A 26,011-nucleotide genomic window follows, 5' to 3' on the forward strand; every position below is an offset into this window, starting at 1 on the left:
CACATATGATCGCGCTCACCCATACGGCAAAGCAGACCTGGGCAGTGTTCGGCCTCGCGCGCAGCGGGCTGGCCACGGCGCGGGCGCTGATTGCCGGCGGTGCGGAGGTGCGCCTGTGGGACGACAACGAAGCCTCGCGGGCCGCCGCCGCCGCCGCCGGTTTCCAGCCGATGCAGCTGCATGAAGGCGCGCTGGTCGGCTGCGCCGGTCTGGCGCTGGCGCCGGGCGTGCCGCTGACCCATCCGGTGCCCAACCAGGTGGCCGCCGCAGCGCAGCGCGCCGGTCTGGCCGTCATCGGCGATATCGAGCTGCTGCTGCGCGAACTGCATCCGGTGGTTTATGGCGTCACCGGCACCAATGGCAAATCGACCACCACGGCCTTGCTGGCACATGTGCTGAAGACGGCTGGCCGCAGCATCGCGATGGGCGGCAATATCGGCCTGCCGGTGCTGGATCTGCCGCGCTTCGAGACGGCCCAGGACGGCGTCTATGTGGTGGAAATGTCGTCCTTCCAGATGGACCTGACGCCCGGTTGGCAGGCGCAGATCGCCATCCTGCTCAACATCACGCCCGACCATCTCGACCGTCATGGCAGCATGGAGTGTTACGCGGCCATCAAGGCGCGCGTCTTCGCGGGTCAGAAAGCCGGCGACACCGCCGTGATCGGCATCGATGACGCGCATTGCCGCGCGATTCACGCCAGCCTTATTGCCGAGCAGTCCGACCGCCGGATCGTGCCGGTCTCGATTCAGCGCGTGCTGGACGATGGCGTCAGCGCCGTGAACGGGCATCTCTACGATAACGGCAAGCCGGTCTTTGCCCTCGACTTCGTGAACCTGCCCGGTGCCCATAACGGCCAGAACATCGCCTGCGCCTATGCCGCGGCCCGCGCTGCCGGCCTCGATGCCGATGCCATCCGCGCCGGTATCGCCAGCTTCCCCGGCCTGAAGCATCGACTGCAGCGCGTCGGCAGCATCGATGGCATTCCCTGCATCAACGATTCTAAAGCTACGAATGCGGATTCCACCGAGAAGGCGCTGTCTTCCTTTGCCGCGATCTACTGGATCGCCGGCGGCAAGGCCAAGGAAGGCGGCATCACCGGCCTGAAGCCGCTGTTCCCGCGCATCCGTCATGCCAGCCTGATCGGCGAGGCGGCGCCGGCCTTTGCCGCCACGCTGGGATCTGCGGTGCCGCATGCGCTCTGCGGTACGCTCGACAAGGCGCTCGACGACGCGCTGGCTGCGGCGAAGCGCGACAAGGCGACGGATGCCGTGGTGCTGCTGTCGCCGGCCTGTGCATCCTATGACCAGTTCAAGAGTTTCGAGCATCGCGGCGACGAATTCATCCGCCTGGTGCAGGCCCGCAGCGGTTTCGAACAGGGGGCCGCGGCATGATGACCTTTTCGCGCACCGATACCTCCATTCTCGGCCGCTGGTGGTGGACCGTCGACCGCTGGCTGCTGATCGCCATCGCCGTGCTGATTGCCATCGGCACGGTGCTCACGCTTGCGGCTTCGCCGGCGGTGGCCAATCGCATCGGCCTGACCAACTTCCATTTCGTGCAGCGTCAGCTGGTCTTCCTGGTGCCGGCCATGCTGATCATGATCGGCACGTCGCTGCTCGATCCGGTCGGCATCCGTCGTGTCGCCATGGTGGTCTTCCTCGGCGCGCTGGTCGGCATGTGCCTGACCTTTGTCATGGGTATCGAGGTCAAGGGCGCACATCGCTGGATTTCCTTCGGCGGCCTGTCGATCCAGCCGTCGGAATTCGTCAAGCCGGCTTTCGCCGTGGTTGCGGCCTGGCTGTTCGCCGAATGGCGCAAGGGCACGGGCTTCCCCGGCTGGGCGATCTCGACCGCGCTCTGCGGCATGGTCGTCGGCGTGCTGCTGCTGCAGCCCGATCTCGGCATGGCCGTGGTGGTCTGCGCCGTATGGATGGCGCAGTTCTTCATCGCCGGACTTCCGATTGTGCTGGTGCTCGGCCTCGGTGCCATGGGTCTGGCCGGCATCTTCGGCGCCTACCTGATCTTCCCGCATGTGGCGAGCCGCATCGATCGCTTCCTCGATCCGGCCGGCAAGGAGAATTACCAGATCGAACGCGCCATGGAGGCCTTTTCCAGCGGCGGCATCTGGGGCCGCGGCCCGGGTGAGGGGGCAGTGAAGAGCGTGCTGCCCGACGCCCATACTGATTTCATCTTCGCCGTTGCCGGCGAGGAATTCGGCCTGCTGGCCTGCCTGTTCATCGTCGGCGTCTTCGCCTTCATCGTGCTGCGCTGCTTCTCGCGCCTGATGACCGAGAATAACCTGTTCGTGCTGCTGGCGGCTGCGGGTCTCACAACGCAGTTTGGCTTACAAGCCGTGATCAATATCGGCGTGAACCTGCATCTGCTGCCGACCAAGGGCATGACCCTGCCATTCATTTCTTATGGCGGTTCGTCATTGCTGGCGCTCGCTTTTGCGATGGGCATGCTGCTGGCGCTGACGCGCTGGCGCCCGGATAACGGGGTGGTGCGATGAGCGCTGCCGAAAATCCGATCCTGCTTGCGGCCGGCGGTACCGGCGGCCATGTCTTCCCGGCCGAGGCGCTGGCCGCCGAATTGCTGCGCCGCGGCCATCGCGTGGGCCTGGTGACGGATACGCGCGGCACCGGCTTTGGCAAGACCCTGCCCGAACTGCCGCTCTATCGCATTCCCGCCGGCACGCCGAGCGGTCGCTCCATGATCGGCAAGCTGCTCAGCGTGGTCGAGATCGCACGCGGCGTCATCGCCGCCTTCAGCCTGTTGGCGCTGACGCGGCCGGTCGCCGTGGTCGGCTTCGGCGGTTATCCGGCGCTGCCGCTGCTGCTCGCCGCCAAGCTGAAGAAAATTCCCATTCTGATCCACGAGCAGAATGCCGTGCTCGGCCGCGTCAACCGGCTGGTGGCGCGCTTTGCCGCCCGCATCGCCACGTCCTTCCCGGCCACGCATTTCCTGCCCGCAGATGCGGCCGCGACTGTCACCGGCAATCCGGTGCGGCCGGCCATCCTGGCAGCCGCCGATATTCCCTATCATGCGCCAGAGCAGAATATCCGCATCCTGGTGATGGGCGGCAGCCAGGGCGCGCGCGTGCTGTCCGATGTGGTGCCGGCCGCCTTGGCCAGCCTGCCGGCCGATCTGCGCCGCCGCCTGAAGCTGCAGCAGCAATGCCGGCCGGAAGATCTGGCAGGCGTGCGCGCAGCGTATGACGCTGCCGGCATCGCCGCCGAGACCGCGGCTTTCTTCGCCGATATCGACAAGCGCCTTGCCACAGCGCACCTGGTGGTCAGCCGCTCGGGCGCCGGCAGCACCGCCGAGATCGCCGTGGTCGGTCGTCCGGCGCTGCTGGTGCCGTATGCCCATGCTATGGACGACCACCAGACCGCCAATGCCCAGGCGTTGGCCCAGGCCGGCGGTGCCATGGTGATCGCGCAGGACAAATTCACCGCCGAGCGCGCCGCTGCCGCCTTTGTCGAGCTGTTTGGCGATCCGGCAACGCTGGTCGCAATGGCGTCGGCCTCGCGCAGCGTCGGCCGGCCGCTGGCCGCCCAGGCGCTGGCCGATCTGGTCGAGCGCACTGTTACCGAGCAGCGCCAGCAGGCCGTCAAGGCCGCCGACGCCAGTAAAGATCACAGCATGAAGAGGACCGCGGCATGAGAGCGTTGCCGCTCGATATCGGGATCATCCATTTCGTCGGCATTGGCGGCATCGGCATGTCGGGCATTGCCGAGGTCATGCACAATCTGGGTTACCAGGTGCAGGGCTCGGATATCTCGGCGAACTATAACGTCAAGCGCCTGCGCGATCTCGGTATCACCGTCTTCGAAGGCCATCGCGAAGAGAATGTCGCCGCCGCCGAAGTGCTGGTGATTTCATCCGCCGTGAAGGCCGACAATCCGGAAGTGAAGGCGGCCCGCGCGCGCCTGATCCCGGTGGTGCGTCGCGCCGAGATGTTGGGCGAACTGATGCGGCTCAAATGGGCCATCGCCATCGCCGGCACCCATGGCAAGACCACCACCACCTCGCTGGTCGCTGCCCTGCTGGAAGCCGCCGGCATGGATCCCACCGTCATCAACGGCGGCATCATCAATGCCTATGGCACCAACGCCCGCCTGGGCGCCGGCGAGTGGATGGTGGTGGAAGCCGACGAGAGCGATGGCACCTTCCTCAAGCTGCCGGCGACGATTGCTGTGGTCACCAATATCGACCCCGAGCATCTCGACCACTACGGCACCTTCGACAAGGTGCGCGATGGCTTCAAACAGTTCGTCGAGAGCATTCCCTTCTATGGCTTCGCCACGCTCTGCATAGACCATCCGGAAGTGCAGGCGATGATCGGCCGCATCACCGACCGCCGCGTGGTGACCTACGGTTTCTCGCCGCAGGCCGATGTGCGTGCGGTGAATGTGCGCTTCGATGCACGCGGTGCCATTTTTGATGTGCAGATCACCGACCGTAACCGCGGCGGCGATCCCAGCACCATTTCGGATATCCGTCTCCCCATGTTCGGCCGTCATAACGTCCAGAATTCTCTGGTCGTGGTGGCCATCGCCCGCGAGATGGGCTTCGATGGCGAGGTGGTGAAAAAGGCGCTGGGCAGCTTCGGCGGTGTCAAGCGTCGCTTCACCATCACCGGCGAGGCCGGCGGCATCACCGTGGTGGACGATTACGGCCATCATCCGGTGGAAATTTCCGCGGTCCTTTCCGCCGCGCGCCTGGCCATCGGCGAACGCCCCGAGGCCAAGGTGGTCGCCGTCGTGCAGCCGCATCGCTACACCCGCCTGCGCGACCTGTTCGAGGATTTCTGCAGCTGCTTCAACGACGCTGATACGGTGATCGTTGCCGATGTCTATGCCGCCGGCGAGGCGCCGATCGACGGCGTCAGCCGTGACGCACTGGTCGAAGGCCTGCGCAACCGTGGCCATCGCCGCGTGCTGGCGCTGCAGTCGCCCGAGCAGCTGGCCGAACTGGCGAAGCAGGAGGCTTCCGCCGGCGACCTCGTGGTCTGCCTGGGTGCGGGCAATATTACCAGCTGGGCCAATGCGCTGCCCAGCGAGCTGCAGGCCCTCTACGACAAGGGGGCGGCATGATGGCTGCAGCGCAGATCCGTCACGACGACCTGATCGCCCGGCTGCCGGCCGTGCGCGGTCGGCTGTCGGCGGCTGCGTTGCTGGCCGATATCACCTGGTTCCGCGTCGGCGGCCCGGCGGAAGTGATGTTCCGTCCCGCCGACCGCGACGATCTGATCGGCTTCCTGAAGAACCGGCCGCAGGATGTGGCCGTCACCGTGCTGGGCGTCGGTTCCAACACGCTGGTGCGCGATGGCGGCATCGATGGCGTGGTGATACGGCTCGGCCGCGGCTTCGTCGAGATCGAAGCCGAAGGCGATGAGATCACCGCCGGTGCCGGTGCGCTGGATGTCAATGTGGCGCAGACGGCGCAGATGCATGGTATCGCCGGCCTGGAATTCCTGCGGGGTATCCCCGGTACGGTCGGCGGTGGCCTGCGCATGAATGCCGGCGCCTACGGCACAGAGTTCAAGGATGTGCTGCTCTGGGCCGAGGCCATCGACGATCACGGCAACCTGCATCGCCTTTCGGCCGCCGAGATGGGGTTCAGTTATCGCCATTGCGATGTGCCGGACGACTGGATATTCACCGCCGCCCGTCTGAAAGGCCGTGCCGGCGACAAGGCCGAAATCCAGGCCCGCATGGACGAGATTCAGGCCGCCCGCGAAGGCAGCCAGCCGATCCGTTCGCGCACCGGCGGCAGCACCTTTGCCAATCCGGAAGGACACAAGGCCTGGCAACTGATCGACGCCGCCGGCGGCCGTGGCCTGGTGGTGGGCGATGCGCAGGTCTCCGAGCAGCATTGCAACTTCCTGATCAACCGCGGCAATGCCACGGCCGCCGATCTGGAAACCCTGGGCGAGACCGTGCGGGAAAAAGTGAAAGCGCAGAGCGGCATCGAGCTGCGCTGGGAAATCAAGCGTATCGGCAAGGAGTCCCGCGCATGAAAAACCATGTGGCGGTCCTGATGGGTGGCTGGTCGTCGGAGCGCGAAGTGTCGCTCACGTCTGGTCGCGCTGTCGCGAAAGCCCTGCATGAAGAGGGCTTCAAGGTCAGCGAAGTCGATGTCGACCGCGATGTGGCCACCAGGCTGGCGGCGTTGAAGCCCGATGTGGCCTTCAACGCGCTGCACGGCCCTTACGGCGAGGACGGCACCGTGCAGGGCCTGCTGGAACTGCTGGCCATTCCCTATACCCATTCCGGCGTGCTGGCTTCGGCTCTGGCGATGAACAAGCCGATGGCGAAAGACGTCTGGCGCAATCACGGCCTGCCGATGGCCGATGGCAAGGTGGTGCACCGCTCGGCCTTCACGGCCGGACCGGTCATGCCGTTCCCCTATGTGATCAAGCCGCTGAACGAGGGCTCGTCGGTCGGCGTGCATATCGTCTTCAACGGCGACAACTACCAGCCGCAGGACGATGCCACCTGGCATTTCGGCGAGCATGTGCTGGTCGAACAGTATATTCCCGGCCGCGAAATCCAGATCGCGGTGATGGGCGACCGCGTGCTCGGCGCCATCGAGATCAAGGCCCATGGCCGTTTCTACGATTACGAAGCGAAATACACCGATGGCAAGGCGACGCATCTGATGCCGGCGCCGCTGCCCCAGGACACCTACGACTATATCTGCGCGCTGGCGCTGAAGGCGCACCAGACGCTGGGCTGCCGCGGCGTGACGCGCTCCGACTGGCGTTACGACGATACCGATGGCGGCACTGGCAAGTTCTACCTGCTGGAAATCAACACCCAGCCGGGCATGACACCGCTGTCGCTGGTGCCGGAAATCGCTGCCCATACCGGGATCACGTTTGGCAAGCTGGTGCGCTGGATGGTGGAGGACGCCTCATGCGATCGCTAGTCGTCCTCCCCGAAGATCGCCCCTGCGCCCCTTGTGCGCCGACGCTGCCGCCGGCGCGCCCGAAGGGTTATTGCCGGCCGCTGCCGCCGGCACGGCGCAGGCCTAAGTCGGTGCTGTGGCGTCGCATCAAACAAACTCTGGCGGTTCTGCTGCTGACTGGCCTGGTCGGTGGCGGCAGTTATGTCTGGTTCAGGACCGATCTGCCGGCACAGGCGCGTCTTGCTGCTCAGGACATCATTGGAGAAGCCGGCGCCACCGTCGACATGCGGCTGGGCGAGGTCAATCTGCAGGGCCGCGTGCACACGCCGATCGATGCGCTGGCCGAAGCGGTTGGCGTCGAGCGCGACGAGCCGATCCTCAGCCTCGATCTGGACGCCGTGCGCCGCCGCGTCGAGAACCTCGGCTGGGTGAAGCAGGCCACCGTCTGGCGCCAGCTGCCGGATACGCTGCATATCGAGATCGTCGAGCGCGAGGCCTTTGCCCGCTGGCAGATCGATGGCCGCGTCTACCTGATCGACACCGATGGCAAGGTGCTGGAGGAGGGCGACCGGCCCGATTTCCATCACCTGTTCCTGCTGGTCGGGGCCGGCGCTTCCGACAAGGCGCATGACCTGCTGGAAATGCTGCAGAGCGAGCCGGTGCTGGCCAGCCGCGTGGTGAACGCCATCCGCGTACGCAATCGCCGCTGGGATATCGAATTCGACAACGGTGTTGTCGCGCGGCTGCCGGAAGACAACCCTGCCGCTGCATGGGCACGACTGATCGATCTGGAGCGCAGCCATGGGCTGTTGCGCCGCGACATCAAGGTGGTCGATCTGCGTCTCGATGATCGTCTGATCGTACAGATGAACCCGGAAGCCGATGCGCCGGTACCGGTGACGACTCAGAAGAAGACCGGAAAGCGCACATGACCAACCGCATTGGATGCGAGGGGAAGTAGGACCATGGCTGTATCGCGCAATGGATTGATTGCTGCTCTTGACATTGGCTCGTCCAAGGTCTGCTGCTTCATCGCCCGGTCCGATGGTGGCGCATTGCGGGTCATCGGGATCGGGCATCAGCTGTCGCGCGGCCTGCGCAACGGCAATGTGATCGATATGGACGGCGCCGAACAGTCGATCCGCGCCGCGGTGGAGACCGCCGAGCGCATGTGCGGCGAAACCATCCGCGACGTCTTTGTAAGCGTCAATGCCGGCAATCCGCAGTCGCACAGCGTCGGCGTCGAAGTCGCCATCGACGGCCATGAGGTCACCGACCATGATGTCGGCTTGGTGCTGGACCAGGGCCGCCGCCACGAACATGCCGGCGACCGCGAGATCGTCCATTCGATCCCGGTCGGCTACACCATCGACGGTTCGCGCGGCATCAAGGACCCGCGCGGCATGGCCTGCGAACGGCTCGGCGTGAACATGCATGTGATCACGGCCGGCTCCGGCCCGTTGCGCAACCTGTCCACCTGCGTCGCCCGCGGCCATCTGCGCATCGCCGGGCGGATCGTCTCGCCCTTTGCGGCCGGCCTGGCCTGCCTGGTCGAGGACGAGATGGACCTCGGCGTCACCCTGCTCGACATGGGCGGTGGCACCACCAGCCTGGCGGTCTTCTACGACGGCCAGCTGGTGCATGTGGATGTCGTGCCGCTGGGCGGCCATCACGTGACCAACGATATCGCCCGCGGCCTGTCGACCCCGCTGGCCCATGCCGAACGCCTCAAGACCCTCTATGGCACGGTCCTGCCGAGCCCGTCGGATGACACTGAGACCATCGATGTCCCCCAGGTGGGCGAGACCGACGACCATGCCCATAACCAGGTGCCGCGCTCGATTCTGACCGGCATCATCAAACCCCGACTCGAAGAGACTCTGGAACAGGTGCGCGAGCGACTCGTGCAGTCCGGATTCGAGAAGCTGGCCGGCCGCCGTGTGGTGCTCACCGGCGGGGCCAGCCAGTTGCAGGGCGTGCGCGAGCTCGCCGCCCGCACGCTCGACAAACAGGTGCGTCTGGGCCGCCCAATCCGGGTCGGCGGCCTGGCTGAAGCGACCGGCGGCCCGGCCTTCTCGGCCTGCGCCGGACTCCTTTCGTACGCACAGCAGCAGACGGCTGAACGAGTCATTCGCCTGCCCGAACCTGAACCTGCACCCAACGGCGCGATGTCACGAATCGGCCGCTGGTTGCGTACAAATTTCTGAGCCGTGAATCGCGTGGCCAAGATGATGATCAAAATACTCAGCATCCACGCGGTTTTTACGATGTCACTTGCATCGCGCGGTGACATTGGTAATTGCAACAGTTGAACCCTTGGAGGAGAACATGGGTATTAATCTGACCATGCCGACTACGCGAGAGCTGAAGCCCCGCATCGTCGTCTTTGGCGTCGGCGGTGCCGGCGGCAATGCAGTGAACAACATGATCGCCGCCCAGCTTGAGGGCGTCGAGTTCGTGGCTGCCAATACCGACGCCCAGTCGCTGAACATGTCGCTCACCGATCGGCGCATCCAGCTGGGCACCGCCCTGACCCAGGGTCTGGGCTGCGGCGCCCGGCCGGAGGTCGGCCGCGGCTCGGCGGAAGAATCGATCGAACAGATCCTCGAGCATATGCAGGGCAGCCACATGGCCTTCGTGGCCGCGGGCATGGGCGGCGGCACCGGCACCGGCGCCGCCCCGGTCATCGCCCGGGCTGCCAAGGAAATGGGCATCCTGACCGTGGGCGTGGTCACCAAGCCGTTCTCGTTTGAAGGCAGCCAGCGCATGAAGCTGGCCGAGGCCGGTATCCGCGAGCTGCAGCAGTATGTCGACACGCTCATCATCATCCCGAACCAGAACCTGTTCCGGGTGGCGAACGAGAAGACCACCTTCGCCGACGCCTTCAAGATGGCCGACAACGTCCTGCAGTCGGGCGTGCGTGGCATCACCGACCTGATGGTGATGCCCGGCCTGATCAACCTCGACTTCGCCGACGTCCGTTCGGTGATGAGCGAGATGGGCAAGGCCATGATGGGCACCGGCGAGGCCGAGGGCGAGCATCGCGCCATCGAGGCCGCCGAGCGCGCCATCGCCAACCCGCTGCTGGACGATATCTCGATGAAGGGCGCCCGCGGCGTGCTCATCAATATCACCGGCGGTCCGGACCTGACGCTCTTCGAAGTTGACGAAGCCGCCAACCGCATCCGCGAGGAAGTGGATCCGGAAGCCAATATCATCGTCGGTTCGACGCTGGACGCTCATATGGAAGGCCGCATGCGGGTTTCCGTGGTCGCCACCGGCATCGATGTCGTGGCCCAGCAGGCCGGTCAGCCGCAGACCTCGCCGAGCCTGCGTCTGGTGACGCCGCCGCAGGCCAAGCCGATCGCCTTCGGCGGCATGCCGCGCCCGGCCCAGCCTGTGATGCCGCAGCCTGCAATGCCGCAGACCCAGCCGGTCGTGGCCCAGCAGGCTGCCGTCATGCAGGCCCCGGTCATGGCGGCGCCCCAGCCGATGACGGCCGGTGCCACCGCCCTGGCGATGCCGGAGCCTGAGCTTGCGCCCGCCGTGCGGCCGGAAGTGAACTTCGAACTGCCGCCGCCGGCGCCGCTGCCGGACGCGGCGATTGCACCGCTGGCTCATCCGCTGGCCGATGCCTCTGTCGCCGTCGCCGCTGCGCCGGCGATGGAGTTGCAGCAGGCGCGTCCCTTCGCGGCGCAGTTGGCAGAAACCCAGGCAGCCCAGGCCTTCGTGCCACCGGCTGCCCAGCAGATGCCGGCGCGTGCGCCGGAGATGCTGCGCCAGCCCGATCCCTTCGCCGAAGCCGACATGGTCAACAAGCCGGCCGAGCCGAAGAAGAAGGCCAGCCTGTTCGATCGCATCACCGGTGCGGCGCGCCGCGCCGAGGCCGAACCGCAGACGGTCATGCGTCAGGCCGAGCCGCAGTTCAGCCGTCCGGCTGCGCCCGTGGCGCCGATGCCGCAGCCGCAGCCGCAGCAGGATGCCGTCGCGCAGGCCCCGGTTCAGCCGGCGCCGCGGCAGGCCGATCTGGGTCTGACGACCACGGAACGGCCGGCCCCGACTCGCCAGCAGGACGACCTGCTGGACATCCCCGCCTTCCTGCGCCGACAGGCCAATTAGGCGGCCGAAAAACACTGCCGGATCAATGGTTTGACTAGGTCCGGCAGCGTTACATCTGGTTACATAGAGTGATTTGTTGTTCCCGGGGGTGGTTGTTACAACCATCCCCGGTTTCGTTTGTGCGCGCATCTGTCCGATTCGCGATCTGGTTCAAGGAGTTCCCGTGTGCTGAACACCGGTAAGATTGCCCAGAAGACGCTGAAGAACCGCATCAAGTGCTCGGGCATCGGCCTGCACAGCGGTGCCAAGGTCCATATGGTGCTGAATCCGGCTGCGCCCGACACGGGTGTGGTGTTCCGCCGAGTCGATCTGCCGGGCCGTCCGCTGGTGAGCGCCCGCTTCGACCAGGTCACCGATCTGCGCATGTGCACCACGGTTGCTGCCGGTGAAGGCGTCTCGATCGGTACGGTCGAGCATCTGATGGCCGCGCTGGCCGGCCTGGGCGTCGACAATGTCCTGATCGACATCGATGGTCCGGAAGTGCCGGTGATGGACGGCTCAAGTGCGCCCTTCGTCTTCCTGATCGAATGCGCCGATGTGATCGAGCAGGTCGCCCCGCGCCGCTATCTCAAGGTTCTCAAGGCCGTGGAAGTGCGCGATGGCGCCGCCAGCGCCTCGCTGGTGCCGGCCGAAGGCTTCAGCATCGATTTCGAGATCGAGTTCGCCAACAAGATGATCGGCCGCCAGAGCGCCGAGTTCCAGCTGGAACCGGGCCGCTTCAAGGCCGATATCGCGCGCGCCCGCACCTTCGGCTTCGTGCAGGAAGTGGAACAGCTGCGCGCCATGGGCCTGGCCCGTGGTGGTTCGCTGGAGAATGCCGTGGTGCTCGGCCATGACCGCATCCTCAACGACGACGGCCTGCGCTACGACGACGAGTTCGTCCGCCACAAGATTCTCGACGCCCTGGGCGACCTGTATCTGGCCGCTGCGCCGATCATCGGCCGCTACGAAGGCCGCCGTTCGGGCCATGCCCTGAACAACAAGCTGCTCAAGACGCTGTTCGCCGACCAGAGCGCCTATGCCTGGACCACCCATACCAAGGCCCGTGAGACCGCCCGTCTCATGCCGGCTGCCGAGATGGGCGGCGCGCGCCAGCGTCCGGCCATCGCCGCCGAGGCTGCGCTCTAAGCCGCCTGCGCTTCAGACAAAGAAAAAGCCCCGCAGCTTTCACTGCGGGGCTTTTTTAATTCCGGATCCGGGCGGGATCAGTCGGCGGTGCCGACTTCCTCATCCTTGTAACGGCTGGCGATGCTCTTGATCAGGCCGGCCACCGCGGAGCGGATGGTGGTGTCTTCGATATCGCTGAAATTGCGGACCAGCTCGATGGTGGAGCGGTTCTTGCCGCCATGTTCCATCGGCTTGCTTTCCAGGCGGGCTTCCAGGCCATCGAAGAAGAAGGACATGTCGACCTGCAGGCGCTGGGCCACCTCGAACAGGCGGCCGGCGCTGACGCGATTGGCGCCCGTCTCGTATTTCTGGACCTGCTGGTAGGAAATCTTCAGCGAGTTTGCCAGTTCTTCCTGGGTCAGCCCGAGTTCGGTACGGCGAGCCCGGATGCGTTCACCCACATACTCGTCGACGCGCGTTGCGATTTTACCCATCTGATGTCACCTCATGGCGCGGCCGGATCATCCCGGCCATCTCACTGTTCAACCCGGGCGGGTCAGCGCAGGCAATTCCGGCATCAGCCAGTCAGCCTGCGGATCAGCCATCGGAGGACCATTCTGACCGCTCAAAACCGCCACTTACTCGTGACGCGGGATTGAACCCAAGCGGAAACCGTCCGAAACCGAGTAACGATACATGTAATAGGCGAATTTGGCCCGGGTGGAAATCGTTCAGAAGTATAGGTTGTGTGTAATCGGAAAAAGCGCAGCAATAATGAATACATAGGCATTTCCACTCGCAAGGGCTGTACGAAAGGCGTAGGCCTCCCGGTCAGTTGCGGCGACAGCCGGGCCCCCATCCGGGGTATGGGGGCCGAATCAGGGCTATGCCGGGGCTGGCGGCGTTCTTGATTTTGGCCGGGGGCCATGCGACAGAATCCCGCCATGCCTATGTATCCACGCCCGGATTCGTCGCGGCTGTTTGCCGTCGCGCGCCACGCCGCTGCCGCCCTGCTATTGCTGGGCCTTGCCGCCTGTGGCGCCAAGGAAAAGCCCTATGTCGAGCGGCCGGTGGAGGACCTCTACAACATCGCCATGGATGCGACCGCCAACCAGGAATGGGAAGCGGCGGCCAAGGGTTTTGACGAGGTCGAGCGTCAGCATCCCTATTCGGTCTGGGCCAACAAGGCTCAGCTGATGGCGGCCTATGCCTACTATCAGCAGAACAACTATTCCGAAGCGATCTCGTCGGCCGAGCGGTTCATCCAGCTGCATCCGGGCAGCCGCGAGACGCCCTACGCCTATTATCTGGTGGCCATCAGCTATTACGAGCAGATCACCGATGTGGGCCGTGACCAGAAGATCACCCAGCAGGCCTTGTCCTCGCTTGAGGAAGTGGTGCGCCGCTATCCGACCAGCGAATACGCCCGTGACGCGCGCCTGAAGATCGATCTGACCCGCGACCATCTCGCCGGCAAGGAAATGACCATCGGCCGCTATTACCTGCGGCAGAAGCAGCAGATTGCCGCGATCAACCGCTTCAAGGTGGTGATCGAGAAATTCCAGACCACCAGCCATGTGCCGGAAGCGCTGCATCGCCTGGCCGAGGCCTATATGTCGCTCGGCATCGTCGAGGAAGCGCAGAATGTCGCCGCCGTGCTCGGCTACAACTATCCGGGCAGCGAATGGTATGTCGACACCTATACGCTGGTGACCGGCGAGGCTGTCCCGGGCACCACCAAGACCGCGGACAAGAAGTCCTGGTGGAATATTTTCTGACTTAACCGCGGGCTCATTCATGCTGACCAGTCTCGGCGTCCGCGACATTGTCCTGATCGAGAAACTTGATCTCGCCTGCGAGTCCGGACTTGGCGTGCTCACCGGCGAAACCGGTGCCGGCAAGTCGATCCTGCTCGATGCGCTGGGTCTGGTGCTCGGCCGTCGCGCCGATGCGGCACTGGTGCGCAGCGGCGCTGCGCAGGGCGTGGTAACGGCCAGCTTCGACCTGCCGGCGAAACATCCTGTGCATGGCATCCTCTCGGAACAGGCGCTGGAAGGCGCCGAGGAGCTGGTGCTGCGCCGCGTGGTCGGCCAGGACGGCAAGAGCCGCGCCTTCGTCAACGACCAGGCGGTCAGCGTCGCGTTGCTGCGCCGCATCGGCGACACGCTGGTGGAAATCCACGGCCAGAATGACGAGCAGGGCCTGACCGATGTCACCATCCATCGCGCCCTGCTCGATGATTATGCCGGGCTGGAAAAGGACGTGGCCGGCCTGCGCGAGGCGCATCAGGCCATGCGCGAGGCCGAGACCGCGCTGGTGACGGCGCGCCAGACCGCCGAGCAGGCACGCCGCGAGGAAGATTTCCTGCGTCATGTGGTGGCCGAGCTGGAAGGCCTGAAGCCGCAGCCGGGCGAGGATGCCGAACTGGCGGCCCAGCGCAGCCTGATGCAGTCGGGCGAGAAGCTCGCGGTAGCAATGCAGGAAGCGCAAAGCGCATTAGAACAGGGCGGCGGCGTCGATGCCCGCCTGCGCGCCTGCCTGCGTGCGCTGGAGCGCGTGGCCGACAAGGCGGCGGGCAAGCTCGATCCGGTGGTGACGCTGGCCGACCAGGTTCTGGTGCAGGCCGGCGAGTTGGCGGCGCTGCTGGACCAGACCGCGCGCGACCTCGATCTCGATCCGCAGAAGCTGGAGCGCGTGGAAGAGCGGCTGTTCGCGCTGCGCGCTGCCGCGCGCAAGCATAATGTCGCCGTCGATGCGCTGCCGGCGCTGACCGAACAGTATGTCGAGCGGTTGAACCTGATCGACAATACCGCCGCCTCGCTGGGCAAGCTGGAAAAAGCCGCCACGGCGGCGAAGGCTGCCTACCAGGCGAAAGCCGAGGCGATCTCGGCGGCGCGGCGCAAGGCGGCCACCAAACTCGACAAGGCCGTGGCGGCGGAACTCAGCCCGCTCAAACTCGGCGCGGCGAAATTCTCCATCGCGGTCGAAGCCCTGCCGCCTGAACACTGGAGCCCGGAGGGCGCCGACCGCGTGCAGTTCCTGGCCTCCACCAATCCCGGCACCGCGCCGGGCTCGCTGGCCAAGATCGCATCGGGCGGCGAACTCAGCCGCTTCATGCTGGCGTTGCGCGTAGTGCTTGCCGGTCGCGGCTCGGCCGGCACGCTGATCTTCGACGAGGTGGATCGCGGTGTCGGCGGCGCCACGGCTGCCGCCGTGGGCCAGCGGCTGGCCATGCTGGCGGAAAAGGTGCAGGTGCTCGTCGTCACCCACTCGCCGCAGGTGGCGGCGCGGGGCGACCAGCACTGGCGTATCGCCAAGCGCGAGGCCGGCAATGCCAAGAACCGCACCACGCTCACCGAAGTGGCGCCGCTCAATGCCGGCGACCGCCGCGAGGAAATCGCCCGCATGCTCGCCGGCGCCACCATCACCGATGCGGCCCGCGCCGCCGCCGACAGTCTGCTGGCCGGCCAGGACGCCTGAGCATGAGTCGCCAGCGCGAAAAGCCTGTGACGGACCTCAGCCCGCGTCAGGCCAAGCTGGAACATGCCCGGCTGGAAGAAGAGATCGCCGCCCATGACACGCGCTACCACCAGCAGGATGCGCCCAGCATCACCGATGCCGAATACGACGCGCTGAAAAAGCGCCTGCTGGAGATCGAGGCGCAGTTCCCCGATCTGAAGACCATGCTGGGCGTCTCCAGTCGCGTCGGCGCGGCACCGGCGGCAGGGTTTGCCAAGGTGCGGCACAGCAAACCGATGCTGTCGCTCGACAATGCCTTTGCCGAAGAGGATGTCGCCGATTTCCTCGGCCGTATCCGCCGCTTCCTCAACCTGAAAGAGGGCGACGATCTCACCCTGATCGCCGAACCCAAGATCGACGGCCTTTCCGCGTCCCTGCGTTACGAGGGTGGCGAACTGGTGCGTGCCGCCACCCGCGGCGACGGCCAGGAAGGCGAGGATATCACTGCCAATATCCGCACCCTGAAGCAGGACGTGCCGCATCGGTTAAGCGGCAAGGGCTGGCCTGATGTGCTGGAAGTGCGCGGCGAGGTCTATATGACGCGCGCCGATTTCCTGAAGCTGAACGAAGCTCAGGAAGCGGCGGGCCAGAAGATCTTCGCCAATCCGCGCAATGCCGCCGCCGGCTCCCTGCGCCAGCTCGATCCGAAAATCACGGAAAAACGCCCGCTGCGTTTCTTCGGCTATTCCTGGGGCGAGGTCTCCGAGCCCTTCACGGGGACGCTCGGCGATGTGCGCAAGAAGCTCGACGGCTGGGGCTTCACGCTCAATCCCGACGTCGTGGCCTGCCACAGCGTTGCCGACCTGATGGCCTATTACAACGACATCGCGGCGAGGCGTGCCAAACTCGCCTTCGATATCGATGGCGTGGTCTACAAGGTCGACCGCCTCGACTGGCAGGAGCGGCTCGGCTTTGTCAGCCGTAGCCCGCGTTGGGCCATCGCCCATAAATTCCCCGCCGAGCAGGCGCAGACGATTCTGGAAAATATCGACATCCAGGTCGGCCGCACCGGCACGCTCACCCCGGTGGCCAAGCTGAAGCCGGTGAATGTCGGCGGCGTTCTGGTCTCGAATGCCACGCTGCATAACGAGGACGAAATCCAGCGCAAGGATGTGCGCATCGGCGACACGGTGATCATCCAGCGTGCCGGCGACGTCATCCCGCAGGTGGTCGGCGTTGTGCTGGAAAAACGCCCGAAGGGCGCGGCGGCCTTCGAATTCCCGACCAGATGTCCGGTCTGCGGCCAGCCGGCCGAACGCGAGGTGGATGCCGCCGGCGAGGCGGATGTGCGCCGCCGCTGCACCGGCGGCATCAGCTGCCCGGCCCAGGCGACAGAAGGGCTGCGCCATTTCGTCTCGCGCAATGCCTTCGATATCGAAGGTATCGGCGAGAAGCAGATCGCCGCTTTCTACGAATGGGGCTGGGTCAAGGAACCGTCCGATATTTTCAGGTTGCCGAAGAAGCACGCCGCCGAGTTGCGCAAGAAGGAAGGCTATGGCGATACCTCGGTCGATAACCTGATCCGGTCGATCGACCAGCGCCGCATCATCGGGTTTGACCGTTTCCTGTTTGCGCTCGGCATCCGTCATGTCGGTCAGGAACGCGCCCGTCTGGTGGCCATGCATTACGAAACACCGCAGAAATGGCTGGAGGCTATGGACGCCGCGCAGGATCGCCATGGCGAAGCCTGGGGTGACCTCAACAGCATCGACAAGATGGGCGATGTGGTGGCCGAGGCCATCCTTGCCTTTGCCACCCGCAAGCAGAGCCGGCAGGTGATCGAGCATCTGCTGCAGGAACTGACCGAGGTGGTGCCGCCCGAGAAACCGGCGACGGATTCCGCTGTGGCCGGCAAGACGGTGGTGTTTACCGGCTCGCTCGAAAAATTCACCCGCGACGAGGCCAAGGCGCGGGCGCTGGCGCTCGGCGCCAAGGTGGCCGGCTCGGTCTCGAAGAAGACCGACTATCTGGTGGCCGGGCCGGGCGCCGGCAGCAAGCTGGCCGAGGCGCAGAAGCATGGCGTCGCCGTCTTGAGCGAAGACGACTGGCTCAACCTGATCGGCGGCTGAGCCGATGCTGCAACAGCGGCAGATTCCACCGCTTGCCGACACCGCAGGCGCCAGTGCTATCGCGCTGGATTTCGAGACGGCCAACGCATCGGCCGGCAGCATCTGTTCCATCGGCCTGGCCTGGATCAGCGAAGGGCAGGTGAGCCATACGGCGCATCGCCTGGTGCGGCCCCATGACATGCGCTTCAATCCCTGGCATGTCGCCATCCATGGCATCGAGCCGCATCAGGTGGAAGACGAGCCGGAATTCCCCGCCATCTGGGACGAACTGCTGCCGCATCTGGAAGCCACGCCGCTGCTGCTGGCCCATAACGCGCCCTTCGATATCGGCGTGCTGCGCGGCGCGCTCCGGCATTACGGCCTGGCGCAGCCGACGCTGTCCTATCTCTGCACGGTGAAGATCGCGCGCGCCGCCTGGCCGCAGCTGGAGAATCACAAGCTGCCGACCGTGGCCGGGCATCTGGGGCTGGAGCTGGTCCATCATGCCGCCGACAGCGACGCCGCCGCCTGCGCCGGCATCGCCATCCGCGCCACAGCAGAAGCCGAAGCTCCCAGCCTGACCGATGCGCTGTCGCGCTGGAGCATCCGCGCCGGCCGGCTTGAGCCGGGCTATCACGAAGCCTGCTCGACGCTGAGCGACCGTGCCGGTTTCCGGCGCCAGCGCGGGCCGGCCTGGCTGCGGCGGCTCTAGCCCTTCTTCATGTCGGCTTCGTAGCGCGCCTTGGTTTCGGCATTGGGCGGATAGAGGCCGGGCAGGGCGAGGCCCTTGTCGACTTCGCCCATGATCCATGTCTCAAGTTTCTCTTGCTCCACCGATTCCGCCGCCACCTCGATGACCAGCGCCTGCGGGATCAGCACGGCGCCATCGGCATCCAGCACGATCACATCGCCGGGATAGACGGCAACGCCGCCGCAGCCGATCGGTTCCTGCCAGTTCACAAAGGTCAGGCCGGCCACGGACGGCGGTGCGGCGACACCGTCGCACCAGACAGGCAGGCCGGTGCCGATCACGCCGGCGGCATCGCGCACCACGCCGTCGGTCACCAATGCAGCCACACCACGCTTCTGCATTCTGGCGCAGAGGATGTCGCCGAAGATGCCGGCATCGGTGATGCCCATGGCATCCACCACAGCAATGCAGCCCTCCGGCATGTCCTCGATGGCGCCGCGGGTCGAGCGCGGCGAGGCCCAGCTGGCCGGCGTCGCCAGATCCTCGCGCGCCGGCACGAAGCGCAGCGTAAAGGCCTCGCCGACAATGCGCTTGCTTTGCGGCGTGAGCGGCTTGGCGCCACGCAGCCAGACATTGCGCAGGCCCTTTTTCAGCAGAACCGTGGTGAGCGTTGCGGTGGTCACCAGTTCCAGCGCCGCCTTGATCCGTGCATCCAGCATCGTGTTTCTCTCCCGGTTATTTTTACGCGCCCAGCGTTTATGCCCCCAGAGGGGCCGTCGCCTGCTTCATCCAGGCGCGCGTGGCATCGTCCACCAGCGGTGCGATCTCCTGCCAGACCAGGGCGTGATAGGCATCGATCCAGCCGACCTCGGCCGGCGTCAGCAGGTCGAGCAGGATCAGGCGGCGGTCCAGCGGCGCGCGCGTCAGGGTCTCGAAGCCGAGCCAGCGCTTGCCGTTCTCGGCCTTCTCGGTTTCCACGCGCACAGCGACCAGATTCTCGATGCGGATGCCATAGGCGCCGGTCTTGTAATAGCCCGGCTCGTTGGAGACGATCATCCCTGGTTGGAGAGGCACGGCAGTGCCAAGCTTGGCGATGCGCTGCGGACCTTCATGCACCGAGAGATAGCTGCCGACGCCATGGCCGGTGCCATGGTCGTAATCCAGCCCGATCTCCCACAGCGGCTTGCGCGCCAGCGCATCCAGTTGCTGGCCCGAAGTGCCATCGGGGAATTTCGCGGTCGCCAGGGCGATATGACCGCGCAGCACGCGGGTGAAGCGGTCGCGCATCTCTTCGGTCGGTTCGCCCACCGCCACCGTGCGGGTGATGTCGGTGGTGCCGTCGGGATACTGGCCGCCGGAATCGACCAGGTAGAGGCTGTTGCGCACGAACGGCTTGTTGGTCGCCGCCGTCACCCGGTAATGCACGATGGCGCCATTCGGGCCAGCGCCCGAAATGGTGGAGAAGGAGAGGTCGCGCAGCTCGTTCGACAGGCGGCGGAAGCTCTGCAGCTTGTCGGCAGCCTTCAGTTCATCGAGCTCGCCCTTCATCGATTCTGCATCCAGCCAGGCGAGGAACTTGCTCACCGCGGCGCCGTCGCGGCGATGGGCGGCGCGGGTGCCCTCCAGCTCGGCGTCGGTCTTGCAGGCTTTCGGCAGCAGGCAGGGATCGTCGGCACGCAGCAGCGTCGCGCCGGCGGCTTCCAGGCGCTGTAGCACATAACTGCCACTGGTGGCCGGATCGACCTGCACGGTCTTGCGGGCTTCGCCCAGCGCGGTCAGCGCCGGCGCAAAGGCCGAGGCATCGTGCAGCCGCACATCGCCAAGGTGTTTGCGCACTTCGACATCCAGCTTGCGGCTGTCGATATAAAGATCGACGGCGCCATCGTTGTGAAGGATCGCCATGGAAAGTGGAAGGGGCGTATGCGGCACATCGCTGCCACGGATATTGAGCAGCCAGGCAATCGATTCCGGCAGGGTCAGCACCACGGCATCGGCCTTGCGCTGTTTCACGCCGGCGGCGATCTCGCTGCGCTTGTCTTGCGGGCTGCGGCCGGCCAGCGTCAGGTCCTGCACGCGGACGGGACCCAGCGGCGGCGGCGGCTGGTCGGTCCAGACCGTATCGATGGGATTGCTCTCGGCCGGCACCAGTGCGGCGCCAATGGCCTCGCAGGCGGCGGCAAAGCCCTTCACGCTGCCTTCGGTATGCAGCCAGGGATCATAGGCCAGCTTGTCGCCGGCCTTCAGGTTGGCCTTCAGCCAGGCGCTGGCGGGTTCGTCGGTGACATGCAGGCGCTCGAACAGCGCACCATCCACCTGGGCGGCCAGCTGCAGGGTGTAGCGACCATCGCTCCAGACGGCGGCCTTGTCGGTCAGCACGATGGCCAGACCGGCCGAACCGGTGAAGCCGCTGAGCCAGCTCAGGCGCCGGGCGCGCAGCGGCACATATTCGCTCTGGTATTCGTCGGTCAGCGGCACGATCAGGCCGGCGAGGCCTCGGTGGGCCAGTTCGGCGCGTAAGCTGGCCAGGCGTGGGGCCACGGCGGCGCGGTCCTCGATGGCGGCGGCATAGCGCGCGGCCAGTTCGGCCACGAGGCCGGCGGCCTTGTCGCGGGGCAGGGCGGTATCGGCCGGCAGCAGGGTTAGGCCGGGGAATCCGCCGAAGACCACAGGGGCGGCGGCGATGCCGCGCAGCCAGCCGGCCAGTGATTCGGGCAGGCCCGCGAGGAGGGTGGAAAGCGGGGCAGGGTGGTGCAGCGTCATGGTCTAACCCGTTGCTGTGTCATTGGAATTATGGAGCCCTCCGGGCCCGGAGTCCAGATCGAGCTATGCGTTTTCTGCAATACTGCGTAGGCAAACAATACATAGCTAAGTCATTGATTTTTAAAGGATGCAGTGCAATATTCTCGACGTGGCCGCGATGCAATGACTGCCCGGACCACCAGAACGGAGAGACTACCATGACCACCCTGCGCAACCAGACCGCTTTCGGCTATCCCGCTAACCTGAGCCCGCTGACTCAGGCCGAGGTTGAAGCTTACGCGCGTCGTATTCGCGCCGAAGCCATTGCCGACCTCGTCTATCGTGCCTGGACCGCCCTGAAGGGCACCAGCAGCCGCGTGAAGGCCCATCTGGCCCAGCAGCGCGCGATGCACGAGCTGAACGGCCTCGACGACGCCATGTTGCGTGACATTGGCCTCAACCGCTCGCAGATCCCGGCCGCCGTGGCCGGCCTGATCGAGCGCCCGCTGGTCGCCGCGGTGAACGAAAACACCGCGACCGTGACCCGCTTGGTGCCGCGCGAAGCCGCCTAAGGTTTTTAACGTTTTCTGATCGAGCCGGGGCGCAGTCCGTCCCCGAAGTCCTCCTCCCCCCGTGGGGATGACGCGACCCGGTATCGATCAGGCAAAAGGCGCGGCTTCGGCCGCGCCTTTTTTTATTGTCTGCCGTCATTCCACTGATGCATAGCTGCAACAGAATCTGGTTTTTCGGACTGATTAATCAGCAGGCGGAAATATTAGGCAGCGGATCAAAAAATATACATAATTGATTTTGTTCAAAAATTTAACAATATTGCACTTGCAAAGTAAATGACGCAGTGCAATATTTGGGTCAGCCACACTGACGTACTTTAAGAATGCAAGGTCTGGCTGAGGAACACCCGGGGCGGCTTTTCCAACGTGAAGGAGATAGCCATGCAAACCCCGCGCGCTACACAGATTACCCCCACCACCATCAACAGCCTGCCGCATCTGTATCTCGGCCTGACGGACTATGTGCAGCTCGAGCGTGAGGCCCGTCGCGCCCGCGCCCGTATCATTGCGCTTGGCCTGACGCGGGCCTGGAAGGCCGTGTTCGGTCCGTCCAAGCCGGTCAGCACCCTGTCCGATTTCAGCCGCGCCGACCTGCTGGCGCTTGGCGTGCCGGCGAAAGACGTTCGCCTCGCGCTGGTCGGCCAGTCGCTCGGCAATCTGATCGCTTCGGTCTCGGAGCAGATTTCGGCCCTGTGGCAGCGTGCTGCCGCCGAAGCCGAACTGCGCGGCCTGGACGATCGCACCTTGCATGACATGGGTCTGAGCCGTTCGGATATTCCGGCGGCGGTTGCCGGCGAGATGTATCGTGGCGAGCCGTCGAACGAGAATGCCGGCGAAGCCAAGGTCCAGGTGCTGAAGCAGAAGCAGGTCGTCGCCGCTTAAGCGGCGACGATGCGGCGCCGCGCGATCAGGCGCGGCGCTTGAAGGCACCGCCCGCGTGTTAAGCGCGGCGCTTGAAGACGAGTGTGTGCCAGCCTTCGCGCGGGATTCGCCGCGCAAGGGTGAGACCCGTCGCCCGGTAACGGGCGACGATCAGGCGCTCTTCCCTGGCCAGCAGGCCGGAGAGCACCAGATGGCCGCCTGCGGCCACCAGCCGGCTCAGGCCCGTCGCCATATGGCACAGCGGCTCGGCCAGGATATTCGCCACCACCAGATCGTAAGGCCCGCGCGCCGTCAGCCGGGGATCCTCCGGACGGCTCGCCGTCAGCGCCGCGATACGGGCGCTCAGTCCGTTCAGCTTCACATTGTCGCGCGTCACATCCACCGCCACCGGATCGATATCGGCGGCGACGATCTGCTTGGCGCCGGCTTTCGCCGCAGCCATCGCCAGCACGCCCGATCCGGTGCCCATGTCCAGCATGCGCGCCGGCGGCTGCACGCGGCAGAGATCGGCGATGGCCAGCAGGCAGCCGAAGGTGGAGGGCGCGCGCCCGGTGCCAAAGGCCAGCCCGGCATCCAGCAGGATGCTGAGACTGCCCGGCGGAATCGCATCCGCGTCATGGGCGCCATAGAGGAAGAACCGCCCGGCATGGATCGGCGCGTTCAGCTTGTTGGTATGGCGCACCCAGTCATTGGCCGGCAGATGCCCGAAGCGGATGGTGGCTGCGATTCCGAGCCCGGCGGCGATCTCCTTCAGGCGGCGGCGCCAGTCTTTCTGATCCGGCGGTGCGTCGAACAGCACCTGCACGCGCCAGTCCGGGCTCATCGCCAGGCCGGGCCTGGGCACTTCATAGGACGACACGGCCAGGCCGGCCTCGCCCAGCAACTCTTCGGCGGCGGCGACCAGATCGACTGGCACGTCCAGTTCGGCCGACCAGAATTCAGGAGAGACAGGCATGCAGGCGGTCAGGCTTTCTCGACGAAGGAGGAGATGACGCGCTTCTCACCGGCCTTTTCAAAGCCGACCACCAGCTTGTTGCCATCCATGCTGCGGATCTTGCCGTAGCCGAATTTCAGATGGAAGACGCGGTCGCCCACATTGAAGCCGGTGTCATCGGGGCTGCGCTGCACCACGTCGTCGTCACTGATGCGGCGGGCCCGGCCTTCGATCACACCACCCTTGATCATGTTGGGCGTCTTCTTGCGCGAGAAATCCCAGCTGGTGCCCTGGTAGCTGCTGCGCGTGGCCGCGGCCTCTTCGCTGAAGCCGCCGCCGATATAGCCAATGCCCTGGGCGCCGCGATACAGGCCGGGCTGGGCGCGCTGATCGACATGCTCGCGCGGCAGCTCATCCAGGAAGCGCGACGGGATCGCACTGGTCCATTGATTGTAGATGCGGCGGTTGGCGGCAAAGGTGATCTGCGCGCGCTTGCGGGCGCGGGTCAGGCCGACATAGGCGAGGCGACGTTCTTCCTCCAGGCCGGCGACGCCGTTGTTTTCCAGCGAGCGGCGGCTGGGAAACAGCTCTTCCTCCCAGCCGGGCAGGAAGACATGGTCGAATTCCAGGCCCTTCGCCGCATGCAGGGTCATCAGACTGACCATCTCGGCGTCTTCGTTATTCTCGGTGTCCATCACCAGCGCAACGTGATCGAGGAAGCCGGCAAAATTCTCGAATTCGCCGAGCGCGCCGATCAGCTCTTTCAGGTTTTCCAGCCGGCCGGGTGCCTCGGGCGACTTGTCGTCCTGCCACATCTGGATATAGCCGGATTCTTCCAGCACGATCTGCGCCACTTCCGTATGGGGCAGCTCGGCGGCCTGCCGGCGCCAGCGTTCGAAATCCTCCAGCAGCTTGCGCAGGGTGTTGCGCTGCTTGGGCTTGATCTCGTCGGTCTGCAGCAGGTCCTGCAGCGTGGCGGTCAGGGATTTCTGCGCCGCGCGCGCCAGCTTGTGCAGGGTCTGCATGGTGCTTTCGCCCAGGCCGCGCTTGGGCAGGTTGACGATGCGCTCGAAGGCCAGATCGTCATCGGGCTGCATCAGCACGCGCAGATAGGCGATGGCATCGCGGATTTCGCGGCGTTCGTAGAAGCGCAGGCCGCCGACGACACGGTATTTCACGCCGATGGTGAGGAAGCGTTCCTCAAACGCGCGGGTCTGGTGGCCGGCGCGCACCAGGATCGCCATCTGGTTCAGCGACACCTTGGCGCGTTCCAGCGTTTCGATTTCCTCGCCCACCAGCCGGGCTTCCTCGTCGCCATCCCACACGCCCTGCACGACGACCTTATCGCCCTCGTTCAGGTCGGTCCACAGCGTCTTGCCCAGCCGGCTTTCGTTATGGGCGATCAGGCCAGATGCGGCGCCGAGAATATGCGGCGTCGAGCGGTAGTTGCGTTCCAGCCGCACGATTTTTGCGCCGGGGAAATCCTGCTCGAAACGCAAGATGTTGCCGACCTCGGCGCCGCGCCAGCCATAGATCGACTGGTCGTCATCGCCGACGCAGCAGATATTCTTGTGCGTCTGCGCCAGCAGCCGCAGCCACAGATACTGCGCCACGTTGGTGTCCTGGTATTCGTCGACCAGGATGTAGCGGAACTGGTGCTGGTATTTCTGCAGCACCTCGGCATGCTCGCGGAACAGCGTCAGGTTATGCAGCAGCAGGTCGCCGAAGTCGCAGGCATTGAGCTGCAGCAGGCGCTGGCAGTAGAAGGCGTAAAGCTTGGCACCGCGGCCTTCGGCGAAGCCGGTCTCGCTCTCGGGAATCTTGCCCGGCACATAGCCGCGATCCTTCCAGCGGTCGAACTGGCCTTTCAGCATGCGCGGCGGCAGCTGCTTGTCGTCCAGGCCTTCCGCCTCGATCAGCTGCTTGAGCAGCCGCAGCTGGTCGTCGTCGTCCAGGATGGTGAAATTCGGCTTCAGGCCCACCAGTTCGGCATGGCGGCGCAGGATGCGGTTGCAGATGCCGTGGAAGGTGCCGAGCCACAGGCCCTCGACCGCATTGCCGACCAGCTTTTCCACGCGCTCGCGCATTTCGCGGGCGGCCTTGTTGGTGAAGGTGACGGCCAGGATCTGGCTCGGCCAGGCCAGCCGGCGATACAGGATATGCGCCAGCCGCGAGACCAGCACGCGGGTCTTGCCGGTGCCGGCGCCAGCCAGCACCAGTAACGGCCCATCCAGATGATTGGCCGCCTCGCTCTGGGCCTCGTTCAGCTTGGTCAGCCAGTCGGGCGCCGGCATCGCTGCGGCGGTCACCGGGTCATTCGGTTCAGGACTATTTTCCGGCTCGAATCCGGAGAGATCGAAGGGGTCGGCGGACATGTCGCCTACATAGCGTAAGCGGGCAGGGCTGACCACCCCGCCGCCCATGCAGTGCAGCATAAGCCTGCGTATTTCGCTGCCCGCCGGTCATGGTCCGCCAATTGCTA

At 65.4% G+C, this 26,011-nt stretch carries 21 protein-coding genes; 16 read left to right on the top strand and 5 right to left on the bottom strand.

What is annotated here, in order from left to right:
• Positions 1 to 5 precede the first annotated feature (5 nt).
• From murD to lpxC, 10 genes are all read left to right on the top strand, one after another.
• Entirely contained in the window at positions 6 to 1,394 is a 1,389-nt protein-coding gene (gene murD / locus AC1ROT_RS17555) for a UDP-N-acetylmuramoyl-L-alanine--D-glutamate ligase (RefSeq protein ID WP_493000537.1), read from the top strand.
• On the top strand, positions 1,391 to 2,515 hold the full coding sequence (gene ftsW, locus AC1ROT_RS17560; protein ID WP_493000538.1) for a putative lipid II flippase FtsW: 1,125 nt from the start codon (positions 1,391 to 1,393) through the stop codon (positions 2,513 to 2,515). Before murD ends, ftsW begins: the two co-directional genes overlap by 4 nt.
• Positions 2,512 to 3,669, top strand: a complete 1,158-nt coding sequence (gene murG, locus AC1ROT_RS17565) for an undecaprenyldiphospho-muramoylpentapeptide beta-N-acetylglucosaminyltransferase (RefSeq protein WP_493000540.1) — start codon at positions 2,512 to 2,514, stop codon at positions 3,667 to 3,669. Before ftsW ends, murG begins: the two co-directional genes overlap by 4 nt.
• Complete coding sequence (gene murC, locus AC1ROT_RS17570; RefSeq protein WP_493000541.1) at positions 3,666 to 5,102, top strand: UDP-N-acetylmuramate--L-alanine ligase; 1,437 nt, start codon at positions 3,666 to 3,668, stop codon at positions 5,100 to 5,102. The genes murG and murC overlap by 4 nt, the downstream gene beginning before the upstream one ends.
• Entirely contained in the window at positions 5,102 to 6,028 is a 927-nt protein-coding gene (gene murB, locus AC1ROT_RS17575; RefSeq protein ID WP_493001168.1) for a UDP-N-acetylmuramate dehydrogenase, read from the top strand. The genes murC and murB overlap by 1 nt, the downstream gene beginning before the upstream one ends.
• A complete protein-coding gene (locus AC1ROT_RS17580) occupies positions 6,025 to 6,939 on the top strand; it encodes a D-alanine--D-alanine ligase (RefSeq protein ID WP_493000543.1) in 915 nt (304 codons plus the stop codon). Before murB ends, AC1ROT_RS17580 begins: the two co-directional genes overlap by 4 nt.
• Before the next feature lie 110 nt (positions 6,940 to 7,049).
• Positions 7,050 to 7,850, top strand: coding sequence for a cell division protein FtsQ/DivIB (locus tag AC1ROT_RS17585; RefSeq protein ID WP_493000545.1), 801 nt, complete (start codon positions 7,050 to 7,052; stop codon positions 7,848 to 7,850).
• 33 nt (positions 7,851 to 7,883) lie between these two features.
• Positions 7,884 to 9,125: a cell division protein FtsA gene (ftsA, locus tag AC1ROT_RS17590; RefSeq protein WP_492971256.1), complete on the top strand. Its 1,242-nt coding sequence runs from the start codon at positions 7,884 to 7,886 to the stop codon at positions 9,123 to 9,125.
• 121 nt (positions 9,126 to 9,246) lie between these two features.
• On the top strand, positions 9,247 to 11,037 hold the full coding sequence (ftsZ, locus tag AC1ROT_RS17595; protein WP_493000547.1) for a cell division protein FtsZ: 1,791 nt from the start codon (positions 9,247 to 9,249) through the stop codon (positions 11,035 to 11,037).
• A 165-nt stretch (positions 11,038 to 11,202) separates the two neighbouring features.
• Positions 11,203 to 12,165, top strand: coding sequence for a UDP-3-O-acyl-N-acetylglucosamine deacetylase (gene lpxC, locus AC1ROT_RS17600; protein ID WP_492971254.1), 963 nt, complete (start codon positions 11,203 to 11,205; stop codon positions 12,163 to 12,165).
• Positions 12,166 to 12,242: 77 nt separating this feature from the next.
• Here the strand turns inward: lpxC and AC1ROT_RS17605 are convergent, their stop codons facing one another.
• Positions 12,243 to 12,638 (bottom strand): helix-turn-helix domain-containing protein, encoded by a 396-nt coding sequence (locus AC1ROT_RS17605; protein ID WP_492971253.1) that lies wholly within the window; start codon positions 12,636 to 12,638, stop codon positions 12,243 to 12,245.
• A 456-nt stretch (positions 12,639 to 13,094) separates the two neighbouring features.
• Between AC1ROT_RS17605 and AC1ROT_RS17610 the strand changes: the two genes are divergently transcribed.
• The 4 genes from AC1ROT_RS17610 to AC1ROT_RS17625 are packed head-to-tail and all read left to right on the top strand — an operon-like array spanning position 13,095 to position 18,423.
• The gene (locus AC1ROT_RS17610; protein WP_492972205.1) at positions 13,095 to 13,922 is read left to right on the top strand and encodes an outer membrane protein assembly factor BamD; all 828 of its coding nucleotides are present in this window, start codon (positions 13,095 to 13,097) and stop codon (positions 13,920 to 13,922) included.
• Positions 13,923 to 13,941: 19 nt separating this feature from the next.
• A complete protein-coding gene (gene recN / locus AC1ROT_RS17615) occupies positions 13,942 to 15,624 on the top strand; it encodes a DNA repair protein RecN (RefSeq protein WP_493000549.1) in 1,683 nt (560 codons plus the stop codon).
• Between the two features lie 2 nt (positions 15,625 to 15,626).
• Positions 15,627 to 17,732 carry an NAD-dependent DNA ligase LigA gene (ligA, locus tag AC1ROT_RS17620; RefSeq protein ID WP_493000551.1) on the top strand — a complete coding sequence of 702 codons (2,106 nt, stop codon included), beginning with the start codon at positions 15,627 to 15,629 and terminating at the stop codon, positions 17,730 to 17,732.
• Between the two features lie 4 nt (positions 17,733 to 17,736).
• Positions 17,737 to 18,423 (top strand): 3'-5' exonuclease, encoded by a 687-nt coding sequence (locus AC1ROT_RS17625; RefSeq protein WP_492971250.1) that lies wholly within the window; start codon positions 17,737 to 17,739, stop codon positions 18,421 to 18,423.
• On the opposite strand, the gene AC1ROT_RS17630 is transcribed toward AC1ROT_RS17625, so the two are convergent.
• Entirely contained in the window at positions 18,420 to 19,121 is a 702-nt protein-coding gene (locus tag AC1ROT_RS17630; RefSeq protein ID WP_493000553.1) for a ribonuclease activity regulator RraA, read from the bottom strand. The genes AC1ROT_RS17625 and AC1ROT_RS17630 overlap by 4 nt on opposite strands.
• A 37-nt stretch (positions 19,122 to 19,158) precedes the next feature.
• Positions 19,159 to 21,162, bottom strand: coding sequence for a M24 family metallopeptidase (locus tag AC1ROT_RS17635; RefSeq protein ID WP_493000555.1), 2,004 nt, complete (start codon positions 21,160 to 21,162; stop codon positions 19,159 to 19,161).
• Positions 21,163 to 21,359: 197 nt separating this feature from the next.
• Between AC1ROT_RS17635 and AC1ROT_RS17640 the strand changes: the two genes are divergently transcribed.
• Together AC1ROT_RS17640 and AC1ROT_RS17645 are read left to right on the top strand one after the other, a co-directional pair.
• A complete protein-coding gene (locus tag AC1ROT_RS17640) occupies positions 21,360 to 21,713 on the top strand; it encodes a DUF1127 domain-containing protein (RefSeq protein WP_492971247.1) in 354 nt (117 codons plus the stop codon).
• A 381-nt stretch (positions 21,714 to 22,094) separates the two neighbouring features.
• Complete coding sequence (locus tag AC1ROT_RS17645) at positions 22,095 to 22,595, top strand: DUF1127 domain-containing protein (RefSeq protein ID WP_493000557.1); 501 nt, start codon at positions 22,095 to 22,097, stop codon at positions 22,593 to 22,595.
• Between the two features lie 58 nt (positions 22,596 to 22,653).
• Here the strand turns inward: AC1ROT_RS17645 and AC1ROT_RS17650 are convergent, their stop codons facing one another.
• Both AC1ROT_RS17650 and AC1ROT_RS17655 read right to left on the bottom strand, forming a co-directional pair.
• Positions 22,654 to 23,550 (bottom strand): 50S ribosomal protein L11 methyltransferase, encoded by an 897-nt coding sequence (locus AC1ROT_RS17650; protein ID WP_493000559.1) that lies wholly within the window; start codon positions 23,548 to 23,550, stop codon positions 22,654 to 22,656.
• An 8-nt stretch (positions 23,551 to 23,558) separates the two neighbouring features.
• Positions 23,559 to 25,904: an ATP-dependent helicase gene (locus tag AC1ROT_RS17655; protein WP_493000561.1), complete on the bottom strand. Its 2,346-nt coding sequence runs from the start codon at positions 25,902 to 25,904 to the stop codon at positions 23,559 to 23,561.
• Positions 25,905 to 26,011: the final 107 nt, after the last annotated feature.

The organism is Ferrovibrio sp. GW821-FHT12E11 (assembly GCF_058806975.1).

What these genes read in the sequence shown, in the direction of transcription:
- murD (WP_493000537.1), top strand. Translation starts at nt 6, where the DNA reads ATGATCGCGCTCACCCATACGGCAAAGCAGACCTGGGCAGTGTTCGGC.
- AC1ROT_RS17655 (WP_493000561.1), bottom strand. Translation starts at nt 25,904, where the DNA reads ATGTCCGCCGACCCCTTCGATCTCTCCGGATTCGAGCCGGAAAATAGT.
- AC1ROT_RS17625 (WP_492971250.1), top strand. Translation starts at nt 17,737, where the DNA reads ATGCTGCAACAGCGGCAGATTCCACCGCTTGCCGACACCGCAGGCGCC.
- murC (WP_493000541.1), top strand. Translation starts at nt 3,666, where the DNA reads ATGAGAGCGTTGCCGCTCGATATCGGGATCATCCATTTCGTCGGCATT.
- recN (WP_493000549.1), top strand. Translation starts at nt 13,942, where the DNA reads ATGCTGACCAGTCTCGGCGTCCGCGACATTGTCCTGATCGAGAAACTT.
- ftsW (WP_493000538.1), top strand. Translation starts at nt 1,391, where the DNA reads ATGATGACCTTTTCGCGCACCGATACCTCCATTCTCGGCCGCTGGTGG.
- murG (WP_493000540.1), top strand. Translation starts at nt 2,512, where the DNA reads ATGAGCGCTGCCGAAAATCCGATCCTGCTTGCGGCCGGCGGTACCGGC.
- AC1ROT_RS17640 (WP_492971247.1), top strand. Translation starts at nt 21,360, where the DNA reads ATGACCACCCTGCGCAACCAGACCGCTTTCGGCTATCCCGCTAACCTG.
- AC1ROT_RS17645 (WP_493000557.1), top strand. Translation starts at nt 22,095, where the DNA reads ATGCAAACCCCGCGCGCTACACAGATTACCCCCACCACCATCAACAGC.
- AC1ROT_RS17580 (WP_493000543.1), top strand. Translation starts at nt 6,025, where the DNA reads ATGAAAAACCATGTGGCGGTCCTGATGGGTGGCTGGTCGTCGGAGCGC.
- ligA (WP_493000551.1), top strand. Translation starts at nt 15,627, where the DNA reads ATGAGTCGCCAGCGCGAAAAGCCTGTGACGGACCTCAGCCCGCGTCAG.
- AC1ROT_RS17650 (WP_493000559.1), bottom strand. Translation starts at nt 23,550, where the DNA reads ATGCCTGTCTCTCCTGAATTCTGGTCGGCCGAACTGGACGTGCCAGTC.
- AC1ROT_RS17635 (WP_493000555.1), bottom strand. Translation starts at nt 21,162, where the DNA reads ATGACGCTGCACCACCCTGCCCCGCTTTCCACCCTCCTCGCGGGCCTG.
- AC1ROT_RS17630 (WP_493000553.1), bottom strand. Translation starts at nt 19,121, where the DNA reads ATGCTGGATGCACGGATCAAGGCGGCGCTGGAACTGGTGACCACCGCA.
- AC1ROT_RS17610 (WP_492972205.1), top strand. Translation starts at nt 13,095, where the DNA reads ATGTATCCACGCCCGGATTCGTCGCGGCTGTTTGCCGTCGCGCGCCAC.
- ftsA (WP_492971256.1), top strand. Translation starts at nt 7,884, where the DNA reads ATGGCTGTATCGCGCAATGGATTGATTGCTGCTCTTGACATTGGCTCG.
- ftsZ (WP_493000547.1), top strand. Translation starts at nt 9,247, where the DNA reads ATGGGTATTAATCTGACCATGCCGACTACGCGAGAGCTGAAGCCCCGC.
- murB (WP_493001168.1), top strand. Translation starts at nt 5,102, where the DNA reads ATGGCTGCAGCGCAGATCCGTCACGACGACCTGATCGCCCGGCTGCCG.
- AC1ROT_RS17605 (WP_492971253.1), bottom strand. Translation starts at nt 12,638, where the DNA reads ATGGGTAAAATCGCAACGCGCGTCGACGAGTATGTGGGTGAACGCATC.